Source organism: Vibrio kasasachensis, from assembly GCF_050337565.1.
Classification (GTDB): Bacteria; Pseudomonadota; Gammaproteobacteria; order Enterobacterales; family Vibrionaceae; genus Vibrio; species Vibrio kasasachensis.
This window is the reverse complement of sequence record NZ_JAKJTB010000013.1, coordinates 91,364-106,103: the sequence shown is the minus strand read 5'-3', so window position 1 is coordinate 106,103 and position 14,740 is coordinate 91,364. Positions and strand designations below refer to the sequence as shown.

14 protein-coding genes are annotated in these 14,740 nt (G+C 42.5%); 7 read left to right on the top strand and 7 right to left on the bottom strand.

The annotated features are described in order from the left end of the window. Positions 1-15: 15 nt before the first annotated feature. Together L4C38_RS11210 and L4C38_RS11205 are read right to left on the bottom strand one after the other, a co-directional pair. Complete coding sequence (locus tag L4C38_RS11210) at positions 16-543, bottom strand: RNA methyltransferase (RefSeq protein ID WP_428797647.1); 528 nt, start codon at positions 541-543, stop codon at positions 16-18. Positions 544-806: 263 nt separating this feature from the next. Then, entirely contained in the window at positions 807-1,178 is a 372-nt protein-coding gene (locus L4C38_RS11205) for a DUF2750 domain-containing protein (protein ID WP_428797646.1), read from the bottom strand. Positions 1,179-1,240: 62 nt separating this feature from the next. Between L4C38_RS11205 and L4C38_RS11200 the strand changes: the two genes are divergently transcribed. After that, a complete protein-coding gene (locus L4C38_RS11200) occupies positions 1,241-1,408 on the top strand; it encodes a hypothetical protein (RefSeq protein WP_428797645.1) in 168 nt (55 codons plus the stop codon). 285 nt (positions 1,409-1,693) lie between these two features. Further along, complete coding sequence (locus L4C38_RS11195; RefSeq protein WP_428797644.1) at positions 1,694-2,686, top strand: 2-hydroxyacid dehydrogenase; 993 nt, start codon at positions 1,694-1,696, stop codon at positions 2,684-2,686. A 155-nt stretch (positions 2,687-2,841) separates the two neighbouring features. Here the strand turns inward: L4C38_RS11195 and L4C38_RS11190 are convergent, their stop codons facing one another. After that, positions 2,842-3,750 carry a LysR family transcriptional regulator gene (locus L4C38_RS11190; RefSeq protein ID WP_428797643.1) on the bottom strand — a complete coding sequence of 303 codons (909 nt, stop codon included), beginning with the start codon at positions 3,748-3,750 and terminating at the stop codon, positions 2,842-2,844. A gap of 118 nt (positions 3,751-3,868) precedes the next feature. On the opposite strand from L4C38_RS11190, the gene L4C38_RS11185 reads away from it, so the two are divergent. Continuing rightward, complete coding sequence (locus L4C38_RS11185; RefSeq protein ID WP_428797642.1) at positions 3,869-4,303, top strand: carboxymuconolactone decarboxylase family protein; 435 nt, start codon at positions 3,869-3,871, stop codon at positions 4,301-4,303. Positions 4,304-4,476: 173 nt separating this feature from the next. Here the strand turns inward: L4C38_RS11185 and L4C38_RS11180 are convergent, their stop codons facing one another. Then, a complete protein-coding gene (locus L4C38_RS11180; RefSeq protein ID WP_428797641.1) occupies positions 4,477-5,496 on the bottom strand; it encodes a LacI family DNA-binding transcriptional regulator in 1,020 nt (339 codons plus the stop codon). 194 nt (positions 5,497-5,690) lie between these two features. Here L4C38_RS11180 and L4C38_RS11175 point away from each other — a divergent pair, with 194 nt between their 5' ends. From L4C38_RS11175 to L4C38_RS11165, 3 genes are read left to right on the top strand one after another with little or no spacing between them, the layout of a single operon-like run. Beyond that, complete coding sequence (locus L4C38_RS11175) at positions 5,691-7,445, top strand: class I mannose-6-phosphate isomerase (RefSeq protein WP_428797640.1); 1,755 nt, start codon at positions 5,691-5,693, stop codon at positions 7,443-7,445. A 34-nt stretch (positions 7,446-7,479) separates the two neighbouring features. Continuing rightward, complete coding sequence (malX, locus tag L4C38_RS11170; RefSeq protein WP_428797639.1) at positions 7,480-9,012, top strand: maltose/glucose-specific PTS transporter subunit IIBC; 1,533 nt, start codon at positions 7,480-7,482, stop codon at positions 9,010-9,012. Between the two features lie 50 nt (positions 9,013-9,062). Continuing rightward, positions 9,063-10,229, top strand: coding sequence for a MalY/PatB family protein (locus L4C38_RS11165; RefSeq protein ID WP_428797638.1), 1,167 nt, complete (start codon positions 9,063-9,065; stop codon positions 10,227-10,229). 23 nt (positions 10,230-10,252) lie between these two features. Here L4C38_RS11165 and L4C38_RS11160 read toward each other — a convergent pair whose 3' ends face one another. After that, positions 10,253-11,059, bottom strand: coding sequence for a class I SAM-dependent methyltransferase (locus L4C38_RS11160; protein WP_428797637.1), 807 nt, complete (start codon positions 11,057-11,059; stop codon positions 10,253-10,255). 201 nt (positions 11,060-11,260) lie between these two features. On the opposite strand from L4C38_RS11160, the gene L4C38_RS11155 reads away from it, so the two are divergent. Next, positions 11,261-11,938 carry a Crp/Fnr family transcriptional regulator gene (locus L4C38_RS11155; protein ID WP_428797636.1) on the top strand — a complete coding sequence of 226 codons (678 nt, stop codon included), beginning with the start codon at positions 11,261-11,263 and terminating at the stop codon, positions 11,936-11,938. A gap of 125 nt (positions 11,939-12,063) precedes the next feature. Here the strand turns inward: L4C38_RS11155 and L4C38_RS11150 are convergent, their stop codons facing one another. Together L4C38_RS11150 and L4C38_RS11145 are read right to left on the bottom strand one after the other, a co-directional pair. Beyond that, positions 12,064-12,675, bottom strand: coding sequence for a LysE family translocator (locus tag L4C38_RS11150; RefSeq protein ID WP_428797635.1), 612 nt, complete (start codon positions 12,673-12,675; stop codon positions 12,064-12,066). A 194-nt stretch (positions 12,676-12,869) separates the two neighbouring features. Then, positions 12,870-14,198 (bottom strand): SLC5/6 family protein, encoded by a 1,329-nt coding sequence (locus L4C38_RS11145; protein WP_428797634.1) that lies wholly within the window; start codon positions 14,196-14,198, stop codon positions 12,870-12,872. Positions 14,199-14,740 lie beyond the last annotated feature (542 nt).

Sequence of the window (14,740 nt, the reverse complement as noted above, 5' to 3'; positions counted from 1 at the left end):
CAATTCAAAATCGGTTCAAGCCATGTCTTCAATCTGGCTTTTTACCTGCAGATGATTGCGGTTATCACGGCTGCTTCTAATCAGTTCATCCCCTTCGACTACATTGTCAGATTTGGCTAAGCGATCGTACAGCAGAACGTTTACCGAGGCGGCGAGATTCATACAACCTACTGTTGGTACATAAACGACATGATCAGCCTTATCGGCAATCTCTTGTGGGATAGAACCGTCTTCAGGACCAAAGATGTAGATGGCTTTGTCAGGGTGTTCAAAATGAGGCAGTGGCGTAGCGCCCAAAGCCAGCTCGACACAAACAATTTTAATATCAGACGGAATCGCCTCAATCATTGAATCAACCCCTTTTAGGGGAATGCTTCGTCTCACGCTTTTTGTATCGGTGCTGAATTTGGCTGCGCGAGCATATCGTTGACCGGTATATAATACTTCGTCAGCTTGGTAGCAACCGACAGCCCGCATTACCGCACCAACATTTTCAGGGCTTTTAGGGTTGATCAATCCGATTATTGCGAGGGTGTCTTTCATTTCATGTCTCTGAACTGGCTGTGCAAACTGCTTGCGTGCGAAAGGGCGGCATTTTAGCAAAGGGAGCTCAGATACAAAAGCAGTAACCTTTGCGCCAATTATTTTAGGGTGACAAGGTGAATAATATAAAGCTGGGTAAAGTAGGGGCGTCCAACTCATCGATCTCTCGATCGCCAGCAGGAAGGCAACTAAAAAGCGACACCAATGATGATGTCGCTTTGTCGAAATATAGAATGTTGGCTGATTAAAATTGCAGCTATTTTTTAACGGCGTTCGCGTTTAACCATTTCAAATTCAAATTCTTCAGGGTCGAGAATGACACCTTCGCCTGCTTCGTCAGGGAATACCACAATTAATAGATCGTCTTGTTCAAGACCCATAGTCCAGCGGCTCTTCCATTTTGCTAGAGAGATAGGCTCAGCAGTGAAGCCTTCCCATTCTTCAGTCGCCCATTGAAGTGCGTGTTCTTCACTTGGCCATACAGGCACGCACTCTTCATCGTCGGTATTGAGTAGAACACTGCCGTGCTCATCAATTAATAACCAAATCTTTTTGTTTTCAGCGATGGTTTTAAAAAATGCATCAAAGCGTGCCATTGGGTCACGCGGAACAGTTACAGAAGATGAATCGCTCATAAATAGCCTATTAGTCAGAGTTTCCTGCAGAGTATATCCTGCTTTTCACCAAAGGGGCACCAATGAGTAACGCTGTCTCGTTTTGCCAAGTTGATCACTATGATCTTAGAGATGAGCGCAATCAGGAGGTGATAGATGGTGACCATTTGGTATACCCAAGTGACTTCAAGATGCAGGATTCAGAGTCTTGTCACTGGTTCCAGTTCAAGGAAAACAATGACGTGGAATAGTCATCTATTTCCTAGTTGTTTGACACAGAAATGGCTCCAGTGACAGGCTCCCACAGGGCGAGTTTGTTAGGTTCGCAGACTACGTTATCGATTCTTAATTTAGAGCAACTATATTTTCAAATCGACGCCTTGCCTGCAAACCTAACAACTCTCGCTGAACTAAGCATCTTGAGGTTACTTGGGTATACTATGTCAGCAAACAATCAATACAATTATATTCTGATATGCTTTTTGAGCTGGTTAGGTTGAGTGAGAACCGTAAATATATGATATGAGGACAACCTTATGATTAATATCGCCTTCTTTAGTTCCAAATCTTATGATGAAACTTCGTTTGAAAATGCAAAAGTTCAACATAAAGTGAAATACCATTTTTACGATTTTCTTCTGAATCAGAAAACCGCCAAGATGGCGAAGGGATGTGAAGTGGTTTGCGCCTTCGTTAATGATGACCTCTCTCGACCTGTTCTTGAGCAGTTGTCTTATCGTGGTGTAAAGATGATCGCTTTACGTTGTGCTGGTTTCGATAACCTAGATTTAATTGCCGCGAAAGAGTTAGGTATTGCGGTTGCAAGGGTTCCGGCTTATTCACCTGAAGCGGTAGCAGAACATGCTGTAGGCTTAATGATGACGCTCAACCGCCGCTTCCATAAAGCATACCAGCGAACAAGAGACGCTAATTTTTCCCTTGAAGGGCTGGTCGGGTTTAATTTTTATGGGCGTACAGCAGGGGTTATTGGCACAGGAAAAATCGGGCTCGCAACGATTCGTATTTTAAAAGGATTGGGTATGGATGTACTTTGTTATGATCCGTATCCGAATGACTTTGCCACCGAATTGGGTGCGAATTATTGCACGCTTGATGAGCTTATTCGCCAGTCAGATGTGATATCTCTACACTGCCCAATGACGAAAGAGAATTATCATCTACTCAATGAGGCGGCATTCAATAAAATGAAGAATGGCGTGATGATCATTAATACCAGTCGAGGTGAGTTGCTGGATTCGGCGGCGGCGATAGAAGCTCTTAAACAAGGGCGTATTGGCGCATTAGGTTTAGATGTTTATGAGAGTGAGAAGGCGTTATTTTTCCAAGATAAATCTAACGACGTTATCGTTGATGATGTATTCCGTCGTCTTTCTGCTTGCCACAACGTTATCTTCACTGGGCACCAAGCTTTTTTAACCGTTGATGCTCTACACAACATTGCTGAAACAACGTTGGAAAATATTGAAAGCTTTGTTGAGAAAAAAACAAGCGATAACTTTTTGAACTAGACGACATGTAACGATGGGGGGGCACTTTCTGATAGCGTGTTTTAGTAAAGTGGATTCTTTCGCCATCAGTTTACCATTTATGCTCACGTGTGGGGTTATCAGTCTTTATTTGGGGTAGGTCATATGACTTACCCTAAAAGTTATGACTTAGCCATTTATTGTGGTTGTCGTATGTTGCTCAGTTCCGTCACCAGAAAATCCAACCAGGCTCTAATATGGGGCTTTGGATATTCCATCCCTTTATAGATGGCAAATATTTCTCCGCTGCCATGTTCTGAAGAGCTAGTAACCCAATCAGGCAGAACCTCGACCAGTTGCTGTGATTGCAAATAGGGCTTAATCATCCATTCTGATAACAACAATACGCCTGAGTTGCTTAGTGCAGCACTTAACAGTGGGGAGCCGCCTTTAGAGACTAAATTACCACTGACAGGTACTCGTCGCGTTTCTTTGCCATTAGAGCAGTAGAAATAATGATGCTTTCGCCCATGGCTTATTAGCAAGCAATTATGGCTTTGAATATCCTCTGGTTGCTCGATCGCTGCGTGAGAAGCTAGGTATTCGGGCGTTGCCACTAAAGAGGTTTGGTTTGGCATTAATCGACGAGCTTTTAAGTTACTGTCTTGTGGAGTGCCAATACGAATGGCGACATCAATATTCTCACTGTGCAAATCGACTAGGTTGTTGTCGAGGTCAATCTCAACCGTGACTTTCGGATACTGCGCCAAAAAGCGGGGTAGGAGCGGGGCTAAGACGAGATTACCAAAGCTCTCGAAGACAGAAATCCGCAGCACCCCTTGCGGTTCGGCGCGGTCGCCTTTCATTTCGGCAATGAGCTTATTTGCATCAGAGAGTATTTTTGTCGATTGCTGATAAAAGTATTCGCCTTTTTCCGTTAAAGAGACACTGCGAGTGCTGCGCCTAAACAAGGTTGATTGCAGCGTATGCTCTAAATTGTCTATCGCTCTAGAGATTGACGATGGTGCCATGTTAAGTACCTGTCCGGCTTTTGAAAAACTACCAGACTCGACAACTTGTACTAAGATTTTGATCTGATTTAACATTATTCACCTTTGCAATTTACGCAAAACTTATTTCGTTTTAAGAGGCATTCTTGCTTTCCTTATTCTAACGCATAATTTGCCTTGTCGATAAGACGTATTAACTACAAAGGGCAACATTATGAATAACCGTATTGATATCGCAAAAATCCAACCTGAAGCACTTAACACTATGCTGGGTATAGAAAATTACCTTTCTACTACGGATTTGTCAGAGCAACAAAAGGAGCTGATTAAGCTTCGAGCGTCAATGATCAATCAATGCGCATATTGTATTGAAATGCACAGCAAACAAGCATTGAAGATTGGTATTGATCAACAAAAGATTTTTGCGTTATCAGCATGGAAGGAGTCACCACGTTTTGATCAACAAGAACAAGCTTTATTGCAGTTAGTTGATGAAATGACTTTGATTCATCAAGCAGGTGTATCGGAGCCGACTTACCATGCATGTATCGCACAATTTGGCGAGCAGCAAACAGCAGAAGTAATGATGCAAATCATCATGATCAATGCGTGGAATCGTTTTGCGCTTGCAACCAAGATGCATCACTGATTATAGAGCGAAAAGACACTGGTCCTCACAATGGAAATATCACTCTTAATTTCATAATGGAAGTAAGAGTGATACTTCCAGAGGCGTCATTCCGTCTACTATTGTGCATGTTGCTGTGATGCGTGTTTTATGTGTGGTCTAGTAATTGATTTTTTTAATGGTATTTCTCTTGGTTACTGACTTGTATTTGGTGTTCCGCAAGACTGACGCACAATCAGTTTAGGCGGGAAGACTAAGCTTTTAGTCCCATCACTATTGCCTGCCATTTTCGATAGTAGTAGCTCACCTGCAGCCAAACCAATTTGCTGCGCGGAAACCGAGACTGTTGTTAAACTTGGGGAAGTGTCAGCGGCATCCGGCACATCATCAAAGCCTACTACGGCAATCTCTTTACCGACGACAAGCCCCATATCTTTTGCTGCACGCATAACGCCAAAAGCGACAATATCTTGATAGGCAATTACGGCAGTAATTTCAGGATGTTGTTGTAACAATTTGTAGGTGGCAGCAGCCCCTTCAGCCCGACTAGCTCCACAACTAACCATGTAGTTTTCACTAGGATAGATGCCAAACTCGAGTAGTTTTGATATGAACCCGCCTAAACGATGAGAGCGAGTTTGCGAATTCACCGCGCCACCGATAAATGCAATATGGCGATGTCCAAGCTTAATTAGATGCTCCGTTGCCATTTGAACACCCATGAAACTGTTGGTCCCAACATAGTCAAAAGACTCATCGACCATAGGTCTTACTGCTAAAACAATCGGAATGCCTCTCTTTTTGACGGTTTCTAGAAAACTAATATCGGTTTCTTTTGACGGGCAAAGCACTAAGCCTCCGGCATTTTGGCTGATTAACGACTCAATTAATTTATTCTGTTTGGCAACATTGTCTTCGGTATGCGCCAAAAACAACAGTGAGTCATGTGCTTCGAGGTAGTGGCTAAGGCCTGCAATCAATTCTGCATAGAATGGGTTAGTAATATCGGGGATCAGTAAGCCAACCAAGTTGCTGCGTTTGTGTCGTAAATTGGCCGCGGACTGATTGTATATGTAGCCCAACTCATCGATAGCCACTAATACTCGTTCACGTGTTTTTGCGGAGATTCGACCTTTATTGGTCAATACCATGGATACCGTCGCAGTCGAGACTTGGCAGTACTTAGCAACATCTGAAATGGTGGCTTTAGACATAAGAAAATCACAGGTTAAACGTTTAACCTATTTTTACCTCATTTATCCGCTTTTATGCTGTGACCATAGTAACAAATGCTACGTTATTGAAGGCGAATAGCCACGATTTGACAGGTTAACCACGTTAACCAGTTTGTTGTCATTTACCAACCTTGCTTATTATCAGGATAGAAACAATAACTGGATGATTTTAGATGTATCTACCGCACAGACCAAACTACAACAAGTTTCCACATGTCGAGGTTTCGGGGTTCGATGATCAAGCATGGCAAGGCTGGTCAAACGTGATTGAGCAGATTCAATCTCGTGTTCAGACCGAGCGACATGTCCTCATTATTGATACTTATCATGGTGTTGATCACCAAGCGTTATTGGACCAACTCATTTCAAAGCTAGACTCAGAGCAGGTCTTTTTTACTGATGAAGCTAAGCTTAGCGAAGAAGAAATATTCAATAAGCTAGAGCGCCATATCACTGATGACCGTGTGTTTGGTGTTATTGCCCCGCATAAACTGAATGAGTTTTTTCATCCGCAAAAAAGTGCCCAACTACAAGAGCAAATTGCCAAGGTAAAAAAAGGGTTGGTGATTGTGTATGGTCATGGCGCGTCTCTCTTTGCTCAGCCAGATACACACATATATGCCGACTTAGCGCGATGGGAAATTCAACAGCGTTTTCGTCAAGGTAAGCTTGGTAATTGGGGGGTGAATAATCAATCAGAAGATATTCTACGCCGCTATAAACGAGCTTTCTTTATTGAGTGGCGTGTTTTTGATCGACATAAGGCGCAAGTCTTACGTCATGTAGATTTCCTACTTGATACCAATACTCAAGAGAGTATCAAGCTGATTACCGGTCAGGCTCTTATGGCTGGGCTGAAACAAACCTCTCAACAACCATTTCGAGTTGTCCCTTTCTTTGACCCTGGCGTTTGGGGAGGGCAGTGGATGAAGGAGGTCTGTGAACTTGATGAAGACAAACCAAACTATGCTTGGTGCTTTGACTGTGTACCTGAAGAAAACAGTTTGGTATTAAAGTACGCCGACACCTTAATTGAGATCCCTTCACAAAACTTAGTTCTTCTTGAGCCACAAGCGTTACTCGGCGAAGAAGTGCATGCCCGATTTGGCGCTGAGTTCCCAATTCGTTTTGACTTCCTTGATACCATGCAAGGACAAAACCTTAGCCTGCAAGTGCACCCATTAACTGAATATATTCAGCAAGAATTTGGCATGCACTATACCCAAGATGAAAGCTATTACATGCTGGATGCAGGGGAGAACTCGACGGTTTACCTAGGTACCAAAACCGGAATCGATCCCGATGAAATGATGGCTGATCTGTACGCCGCGCAACGTGGTGAAAAAGCATTTGATGATCAAAAGTTCATTAACCAGTACCCAGCCAAAAAACACGATCACTTTTTGATCCCTGCCGGCACCATTCACTGTTCTGGTATCAATACTATGGTGCTTGAAATCAGCGCCACACCTTACATATTTACGTTCAAATTGTGGGATTGGGGTCGCCTTGGTTTGGATGGGTTACCAAGACCGGTGCACTTAGACCACGGCAAAAAAGTGATTCAGTGGGATCGAGACACTCAGTGGGTAGAAGAAAACCTCATTAATGCTATTTCGCCTGTTGCTGAGGGTGATGGCTGGAAAGAGGAACGCACCGGATTGCATCAGCGTGAATTTATTGAAACCCGTCGTCACTGGTTTAGTAAGCCAGTCTCTCATCATACTGATGGCAAAGTTAACGTGTTGAACCTAATTGAAGGACGTGAGGCGATTGTCACAAGTCCAACTGAGAAATTCCAACCTTTCGTTGTGCATTATGCTGAAACCTTTATTGTGCCAGCCAGTGTCGGTGAATACCGTATTGAGCCGTATGGTCAAAGCGAAGGTCAAGAGATTGCAACAATAAAAGCGTTTGTTAGAAGCTAATTTTGATAATTTAGAAAGAACAAGGAACCAGTATATGAATCATTCAATATGGGGATTTTTTCAATCTCTCGGTAAAACGTTCATGCTCCCAATCGCTCTGCTGGCTTTTTCCGGTATTTTACTTGGTGTTGGCGCAGGATTCGGAGGCTCTGCTGTTCAAGAAGCTCTGCCATTCTTAAGTGCTCCATGGTTACAAGCCATCTTTACCTTTATGGTGAAAATAGGTTTGGCGACGTTTATCTTTCTGCCTATTTTGTTCGCCATGGCGATACCGATTGGTCTCGTTAAAGAAGACAAAGGTGTGGCTGCAATGTCTGGCTTTGTCGGCTACTCGGTGATGAACCTGGCGGTGAATACTTATTTAACCGTATCTGGTGGTATTGAAGGCGCTACTGTCAGAAATATACTGGGTATCGAGACGATTGATACTGGTGTGTTGGGTGGCGTAATTACCGGTATTATTGTCTACAAGTTGCACGAAAGGTTCCGTGAAGTTCAATTCCATGACGCATTTGCATTCTGGAGTGGCGCACGTTTTGTGCCGATTATTACTACCATCGTGATGGCGCTCGTTGGTCTAATGATTCCGTTTATTTGGCCACCAGTGCAGGCGGGAATTAACTCTATTGGTCAACTGATTGCTGTTGCTGGTCCATTTGGTCCGTTCCTTTACGGAATGAGCGAAATGCTATTACTACCGTTTGGTCTTCATCACATTGTTTCTTCGATGGTTCGCTTTACTGAAATTGGCGGTACGCAGGTCATTAATGGTGAAAGTGTAAACGGTGCGCTGAATATCTTTTACGCCCAGCTAGGTGCTAATGTACCTATTTCCTCTTCCGCCACCGCGTTCCTATCGGGTGGTAAAATGCCAGCGATGATCTTTGGTTTACCAGGCGCTGCATGTGCTATTTATACGGCAGCTAAACTGAAAAACAGACCAGCAATTAAAGGCTTAGTTATTTCCGGCATTATCGCTTGTGCTGTTGGTGGCATTACAGAACCAATCCTATTCATGTTCCTTTTCATCGCCCCTGCGCTATACGTAGCTCACGCGTGTTTCTATGGCTTAGGCTTTTTAGTGATGAATCTACTTAACCATACTATTGGTAATACTGACGGTAACGTCATTGACCTATTTACCTTTGGTATATTGCAGGGCACGCATACCGGTTGGTTAAATCTGTTTTGGGTTGGTCCGCTATTCTTCTCGCTCTATTTCTTTACGTTCAAATGGGCGATAGAGAAGTGGGATATCATGACACCAGGGCGTGCTGAAGATGAAGATTGTAGCCAAATGGAAACGGTATCAACAACCAAGGCTGCGGGCGAATTAAAAGCGACTCAATTTATTACCGCGCTAGGTGGCAAAGAGAATATTGCCTCTTTAGACAACTGTATTACTCGTTTACGTATGACGGTAAATGATATGAGTAAAGTGTCGGATAGTGAACTGAAAAAGCTCGGAGCACTGGGTGTGATTAAGCTCGACAGTCAAGCTATCCAAGTGGTGATTGGTCCTCAGGTCCATATGCTTAAAAATGCGATGAATAAATTGATTGTATAAACATAACCGCAAGAGCCATAGAAATATGGCTCTTTTGCTAGGAAATTGGCATGTTTGATAAAGAAATAGATCGACGTGGTACATATTGTACGCAATGGGATTATGTGCAAGACCGATTTGGTGAAGCCGACTTGCTACCATTTACTATTTCCGATATGGATTTTGCAGCGCCTGACTGTGTACTTACCGCGATTGAACATAGGTTTAAACACCCAGTTTGGGGTTATAGCCGCTGGAATCACTCAGATTATAAAGATGCAATAACCCACTGGTTTTCGACGCGTTTTAACGCGAACTTCTCCAGTGAAACTCTGGTTTATGGCCCTTCTGTTATCTACATCGTATCGCAGTTGATTCGTCAGTGGAGTAGCGAGAAGCAAGGCGTCATTATTCATACGCCAGCCTATGACGCATTTGATTGCATGATCACCGGATTAAACCGCCAAGTGGTAACTTGTGAACTGCATAAATCAGGTAAGGATTACAATTTTGACTGGAGTAGTTTTGAGCAACAATTAGCCGATGAGAACAATACGGTTTTATTGCTTTGTAGTCCGCATAACCCAACTGGAAAAATATGGAGCCTTGAAGAGTTACAACGCATCGCTCTGCTCTGCGAGAAATACCAGGTTGCGGTGATCAGTGATGAAATCCACATGGATATCGGTTTCAAACCACATACACCATGGCAAGGTTTTTCAAGCTATGACCGATGGGCGTTGGTTAGCTCAGCGTCAAAATCATTTAATATCCCAGCGCTTGGTGGTGCTTACGCATTTATTGCCAACCAACAAGCAAGAGAACGTTATTTGGTTAACCTTAAGCAAGTTGATGGGCTTTCTTCCCCTGCGGTTCTTGGAATCATAGGGCTAGTGGCTGCCTACCAAGAAGGATCAGCATGGTTAGACGAATTAAAAGCTTATCTTCTCGACAACCACCGATACGTTCAGCAAACTTTGCGCGATAGATTTCCTGAAATTCGTTACGATATTCCAGATTCAACCTACCTCGCATGGATTGATCTTGGTCCATTACAGCTTGATATGGACGCACTCAATCAGCGGTTAGTGACGCATTATAAAGTGGCGATCATGCAGGGTAAAAATTATGGCGAGTTAGGAAAATACCATATTCGTCTTAATTTAGGCTGCAGTCGCAATAAAGTTGAACGCGGTCTAGATGCGTTGATCAATGCGATTGAAGATCTCAAATCGTGATCATCAATGTTTATCTACATGCTTTATAGCTGCTTCTTCTTAGCAACAATTGTAATAGCGGCTAGATTGTCCCGATGTTTCCTGAAGATTTTGCGCATACCCAGAACACGTTTCCTTGCCTCAGGATTAGTTAATATGTTCTTCGCTATCATCAGGAAACCGATTAATCCTTCATCATCGATCATTCGTTTGGGTTCAAGAAGATGCATTGGTGCCACGGCTTCAAATTCGATTTCAAATCCGCATTTCAGCATTAGTTGCTTCCACTCTGAAGGCGTCAAAGGTTTTGCTGGGTGTTGAATTGTTTCGGACACTTCTTTCTGAATTTGTCGTTTTTTATCTTGTTCAATGTCGTTGGGAGAAATACAGAGTTCATGAATACCGTAACGTCCGCCTGATTCCAAAATGCGTGCCGCTTCTGCAATGATTTCGCTTTTGCGCGCGTCTGACTGCATGGTTAACATCGCTTCGCCGTATACAACAGTGGCAAAGGAGCTTTCTAGACCAGTATTCTGAGCGTTGCCGACTTTACATGTTTGCTCGTTTCCATTTAAGTATGAACGAACAATTTTTGCGGCGTGTTCGTTTTGTTCAATCGCGGTGTATTGCTCTGGATTCTGCTCTAGGCACAAACGAGCGGTGAATCCCATACCTGGTGCGAACTCAACTACTTTGTCATAAGGAGTTATATTAAGACCGCGTAGCATTTTTAACGTGAGATCTTTTCCACCGGGACGGAGAACTTTTTTTCCTAGTTGAGCCAGAACCCAATGCCCGGGGGTTTTTGATGCCTTGCGGTTTTCATCTGGCATGGCTAGTTTTTCGGACATATATCCTCCTAAGCCAATAGAATGAGCGGAATAAAAATTACCGATATGGCAATTAAACTAATCAATCTAAAGCATGGGCTGATTCCTTGCATAATAATACTCCATCAATCTTGCAGATTTAACAATAATGATTATCATTAACACTCTATCTAATTGGCTCCAATTTGCCTCTTGATAATAATCAAGGTGAGGGGAATACAGGTGACTAGCTCGATTATTTCTCTGATGGACCAAGATCAGAAAAAAAGGCTGTTCTCATTGAAGCGTAAGATTCAATACACAACTGGTGATGTCTTGTTTGAGCAAGGGGAAGAGGCGAACCAGATGTTTCTGGTTGAGAAAGGAAAGGTCTCGCTTTTTCGATTGATGCCAAATGGTGATGAAAAGTTGTTCAAGGTGTTTTTAGCTGGTGAACTGATTGCGGAGATGGCTATGTTTATGGACCCGAGAAAGTACCCTATGAACGCACGGGTAGAGCAAGATTCTGTTTTCGTAGTATTTAATCATAAGGACGTAATCAATCTGGTAGTAAGTTCACCAGAATTGTCGATGAAGACCATGAGTTATATGAGCAACAAAATTTGTAATTTAATGAATACATTAAATATTCTGACTCAAGTTAGTGCAAATCAGCGTCTAGTTATGAAACTAGCAGAATTATATCGGGGGCAAATCCCTCAAGAGGGAAAAATTCACCTTTCGGTGACAAAAAAATTGCTAGCGACACAGCTAGGGATGACTCCTGAGACGTTATCCCGTTCAATTAAAAAACTTAAAAATGAAGGGTACGTGTTGGAATCAGGCAATAGCCTGACTTTGGTAGATATTCCAGGATTATGCCATTCAGTGGAACTTACTCCGGACATATTTTCAGTGTAAAGAATCCACTATATTACGCAGTAAGTTCTCGTCTTTTGAGCGAAATTCACTGTTATTAAAAGAGAAATTCTTTTACTCCATTTGACTATCATTAAGTTCGTTTACAGTTTTTCCCCAACGGGTAATTATGTAAGTTGAATCACGATTTCTTGCATTACAGGTACAACAGATAAAGCAAGCAGCCCTGCCATTGAGAAGTTAAACCATTTTCGACTCTTATCGCTGTTCAGGATGTTCTTTAGCAATGAACCAAATGAGAGCCACAGCCCAACGCAGGGAATTGACACCACAAAGAACGTCGCTGCAATGAGCATATTTTGGCTGTAGAAGTTACCCCCAACAGTGGTAAACGCTGCGATTGCCCCTGTCGCGACTACCCATGCTTTGGCATTAACCCACTGAAATAGAGCCCCGTTCATAAAAGTGAGTGGTTTATCTTGGCTTTTGGCACTGACTGTACCTGCTGATTTAGCAATCAGAAAAGCAAGGTAGAGTAAATAAGCTACCCCAACGCATTTGATAATAAAGTGCAGGCTAGGGAAAATGTCGAATAATTGAGAAAAACCGAGACCAACCAGTAGCAGCATGGCGGCAAAGCCGACACAAATCCCAGTTAACAGGGGTAAGCTTTTTTTAACGCCAAAATTCACCCCAGACGTCATCACCATTATATTATTTGGCCCTGGTGTAACTGATGCTGACACCGCAAATAAAGCGATGGCAAACAAGTAATCCATCTTGTTTTTCCCTAATACAATCCATTTATAGAATTGATATTGGGGTTGGTTAAATAATAATCAATACTTAGGCGTTCGAAGATAGCTTGCAGCATTTCTATGCTGAGCCAAGAGGAGGGGTATTTATGTTAGGAGGTATAAAAAAACGGCTCAAATTGAGCCGCTTGTCTGTTATTTTACATTGGTGAATTCAATTACATGAAAGCCAATAGTGGTGAGATACAAAGTAGGATGCCAGTTACGATGATTAAGTTCGTCGCAGCACCTTTGTACTTATGTAGGTGAGGCACTTGGTACACTAGGTATGCAGGGATCAAACAGCCAACCATTCCGAAGATTGGGCTACAAATCGACGTAAACGAAAGGATTGGTGCATTTAACGCAATCGCTGACCATGCTAGTAGAATGATGAAAACAGTAACAAGTCGGTTTACGAGGTTCTTGTTAATGTCAGATTCTTTGCGAGAACGAAGTAGGATGTTCATTGCCAAACCACGACACGCTTCTTGGAATGCAAGGAAAACGCCGAAGAATGAAGTCACAACAGCAAAGATGTTGATAACAATACCTGCAACCGTTGCCCAGCTACCAGGGAAGTAGTGTGCAATGATAGCTAGTGCCGAAATATTCTTGTTCATCGCTTCAGTTGCTTGCTCTTGGCTGATAGCAAAAGTGAACGATACAGCAAAGAAGAATACGATTACGAACAAAATAGAGAAGGCGATTTTCATTGCACGTTCTGCTTTATAGCGTGCAACCTCGATAGAGCGTTCGTGAGAGCGGTAAGAGATAACCATTGGGCTCAACGACTGAATGAACAGAATAGACGTTAGAGTGAATGGCAGTGTGATGATGGCATTTTTCAGCATTGAACCGAAATCACTAATAGCAGGGATGTTAGCCATATCCCAGCGCGCAATTAGAAGTACAGCCATTACCGCAACAAGAGACAGTACTGTTACCGCCATAAAACCAGACAGTTTGAACAGCAGCTTTTCGCCTTTAGAACCGATGAAGGCAAGTATACAGATAAGCCCCAGACCGTAGAATGAGTTATCGTTAAGGTGCCCTTCAGTGATACCAAAAGAGTGTAGGTATGAAGCACTATCGTTAGTCACCGCTAGTGAGTAAACAAGTACCCAAATAACCAGCATTAGGAAGTAAAGAACACCTAATCCAATACCCCAGTTTTTACCTAAATAACCTTCAATAACACCTGGGTAGTCAGTACATTTTTTCGATTCAGCGAGAGTATTGATAAAGAGTTTCTGGAAAAGGTACATCGCCGGATAACCGATGATAGAAGAAAGGAGGAATACCCATAGACCCATTACGCCAACTTGCACAGGCAGGAATACGATGCCAGCACCGATTGCCATACCGATACTCATCACTATCCAACCAATGTCTACACTGTCAAATTTGATGGCTTGTTTCCATTCGGATTTACTCATATTAGCGCGTTCATGGACAGGACGTGTATCCGTGGCGCAAGTAGAGGTGCCTTGAATTGTTTCACTCATAATTATTTTCCATTTTAAATGGCGATTGCCGTTAAAAAGTTAGAGGTTTATTTATTATTATCTGCAAACGTTTTAACTTGTTTGCTTTGATTTGACATGGAGCATACGCCAGGATTTATAGAAATAGTTTATTAAAAATATCGCCAAAATGACTCAATATAGGAAAATATACTACGAATACACATTATAAGTGTGGTTAATTTTTCACTATGATTCAGATCAATTGTAGATAAGCTTGAAGCGGTCAAAAGCTTGATCTGCTTCACTTTATACCACTTTTTTTTGTAAGGTTTCTTTGTCTGACACACGAGAGCTTGTTCACACTTTTGTTATTTAATGAAATGCGTACAAAGCAAGAATCTCGTTTTAACTGCGCAATGATATTTGTTCTCAGAAAGTGCGTTATCTGCTAGTTAAATTTATGGAAAATATAATCGGAGTAATCAATTGACCTCAATTTTAATTTGAAGATCGCGAACAATATATTGATGCGATAGCGCCGCAGTTGAAAGAGATCCATATATACCCGTCATACTTGAAGT

Excerpts from the sequence above, each read along its gene's own strand:
- L4C38_RS11210 (WP_428797647.1), bottom strand. The coding sequence starts at position 543 with ATGAAAGACACCCTCGCAATAATCGGATTGATCAACCCTAAAAGCCCT.
- L4C38_RS11205 (WP_428797646.1), bottom strand. The coding sequence starts at position 1,178 with ATGAGCGATTCATCTTCTGTAACTGTTCCGCGTGACCCAATGGCACGC.
- L4C38_RS11200 (WP_428797645.1), top strand. The coding sequence starts at position 1,241 with ATGAGTAACGCTGTCTCGTTTTGCCAAGTTGATCACTATGATCTTAGA.
- L4C38_RS11195 (WP_428797644.1), top strand. The coding sequence starts at position 1,694 with ATGATTAATATCGCCTTCTTTAGTTCCAAATCTTATGATGAAACTTCG.
- L4C38_RS11190 (WP_428797643.1), bottom strand. The coding sequence starts at position 3,750 with ATGTTAAATCAGATCAAAATCTTAGTACAAGTTGTCGAGTCTGGTAGT.
- L4C38_RS11185 (WP_428797642.1), top strand. The coding sequence starts at position 3,869 with ATGAATAACCGTATTGATATCGCAAAAATCCAACCTGAAGCACTTAAC.
- L4C38_RS11180 (WP_428797641.1), bottom strand. The coding sequence starts at position 5,496 with ATGTCTAAAGCCACCATTTCAGATGTTGCTAAGTACTGCCAAGTCTCG.
- L4C38_RS11175 (WP_428797640.1), top strand. The coding sequence starts at position 5,691 with ATGTATCTACCGCACAGACCAAACTACAACAAGTTTCCACATGTCGAG.
- malX (WP_428797639.1), top strand. The coding sequence starts at position 7,480 with ATGAATCATTCAATATGGGGATTTTTTCAATCTCTCGGTAAAACGTTC.
- L4C38_RS11165 (WP_428797638.1), top strand. The coding sequence starts at position 9,063 with ATGTTTGATAAAGAAATAGATCGACGTGGTACATATTGTACGCAATGG.
- L4C38_RS11160 (WP_428797637.1), bottom strand. The coding sequence starts at position 11,059 with ATGTCCGAAAAACTAGCCATGCCAGATGAAAACCGCAAGGCATCAAAA.
- L4C38_RS11150 (WP_428797635.1), bottom strand. The coding sequence starts at position 12,675 with ATGGATTACTTGTTTGCCATCGCTTTATTTGCGGTGTCAGCATCAGTT.
- L4C38_RS11145 (WP_428797634.1), bottom strand. The coding sequence starts at position 14,198 with ATGAGTGAAACAATTCAAGGCACCTCTACTTGCGCCACGGATACACGT.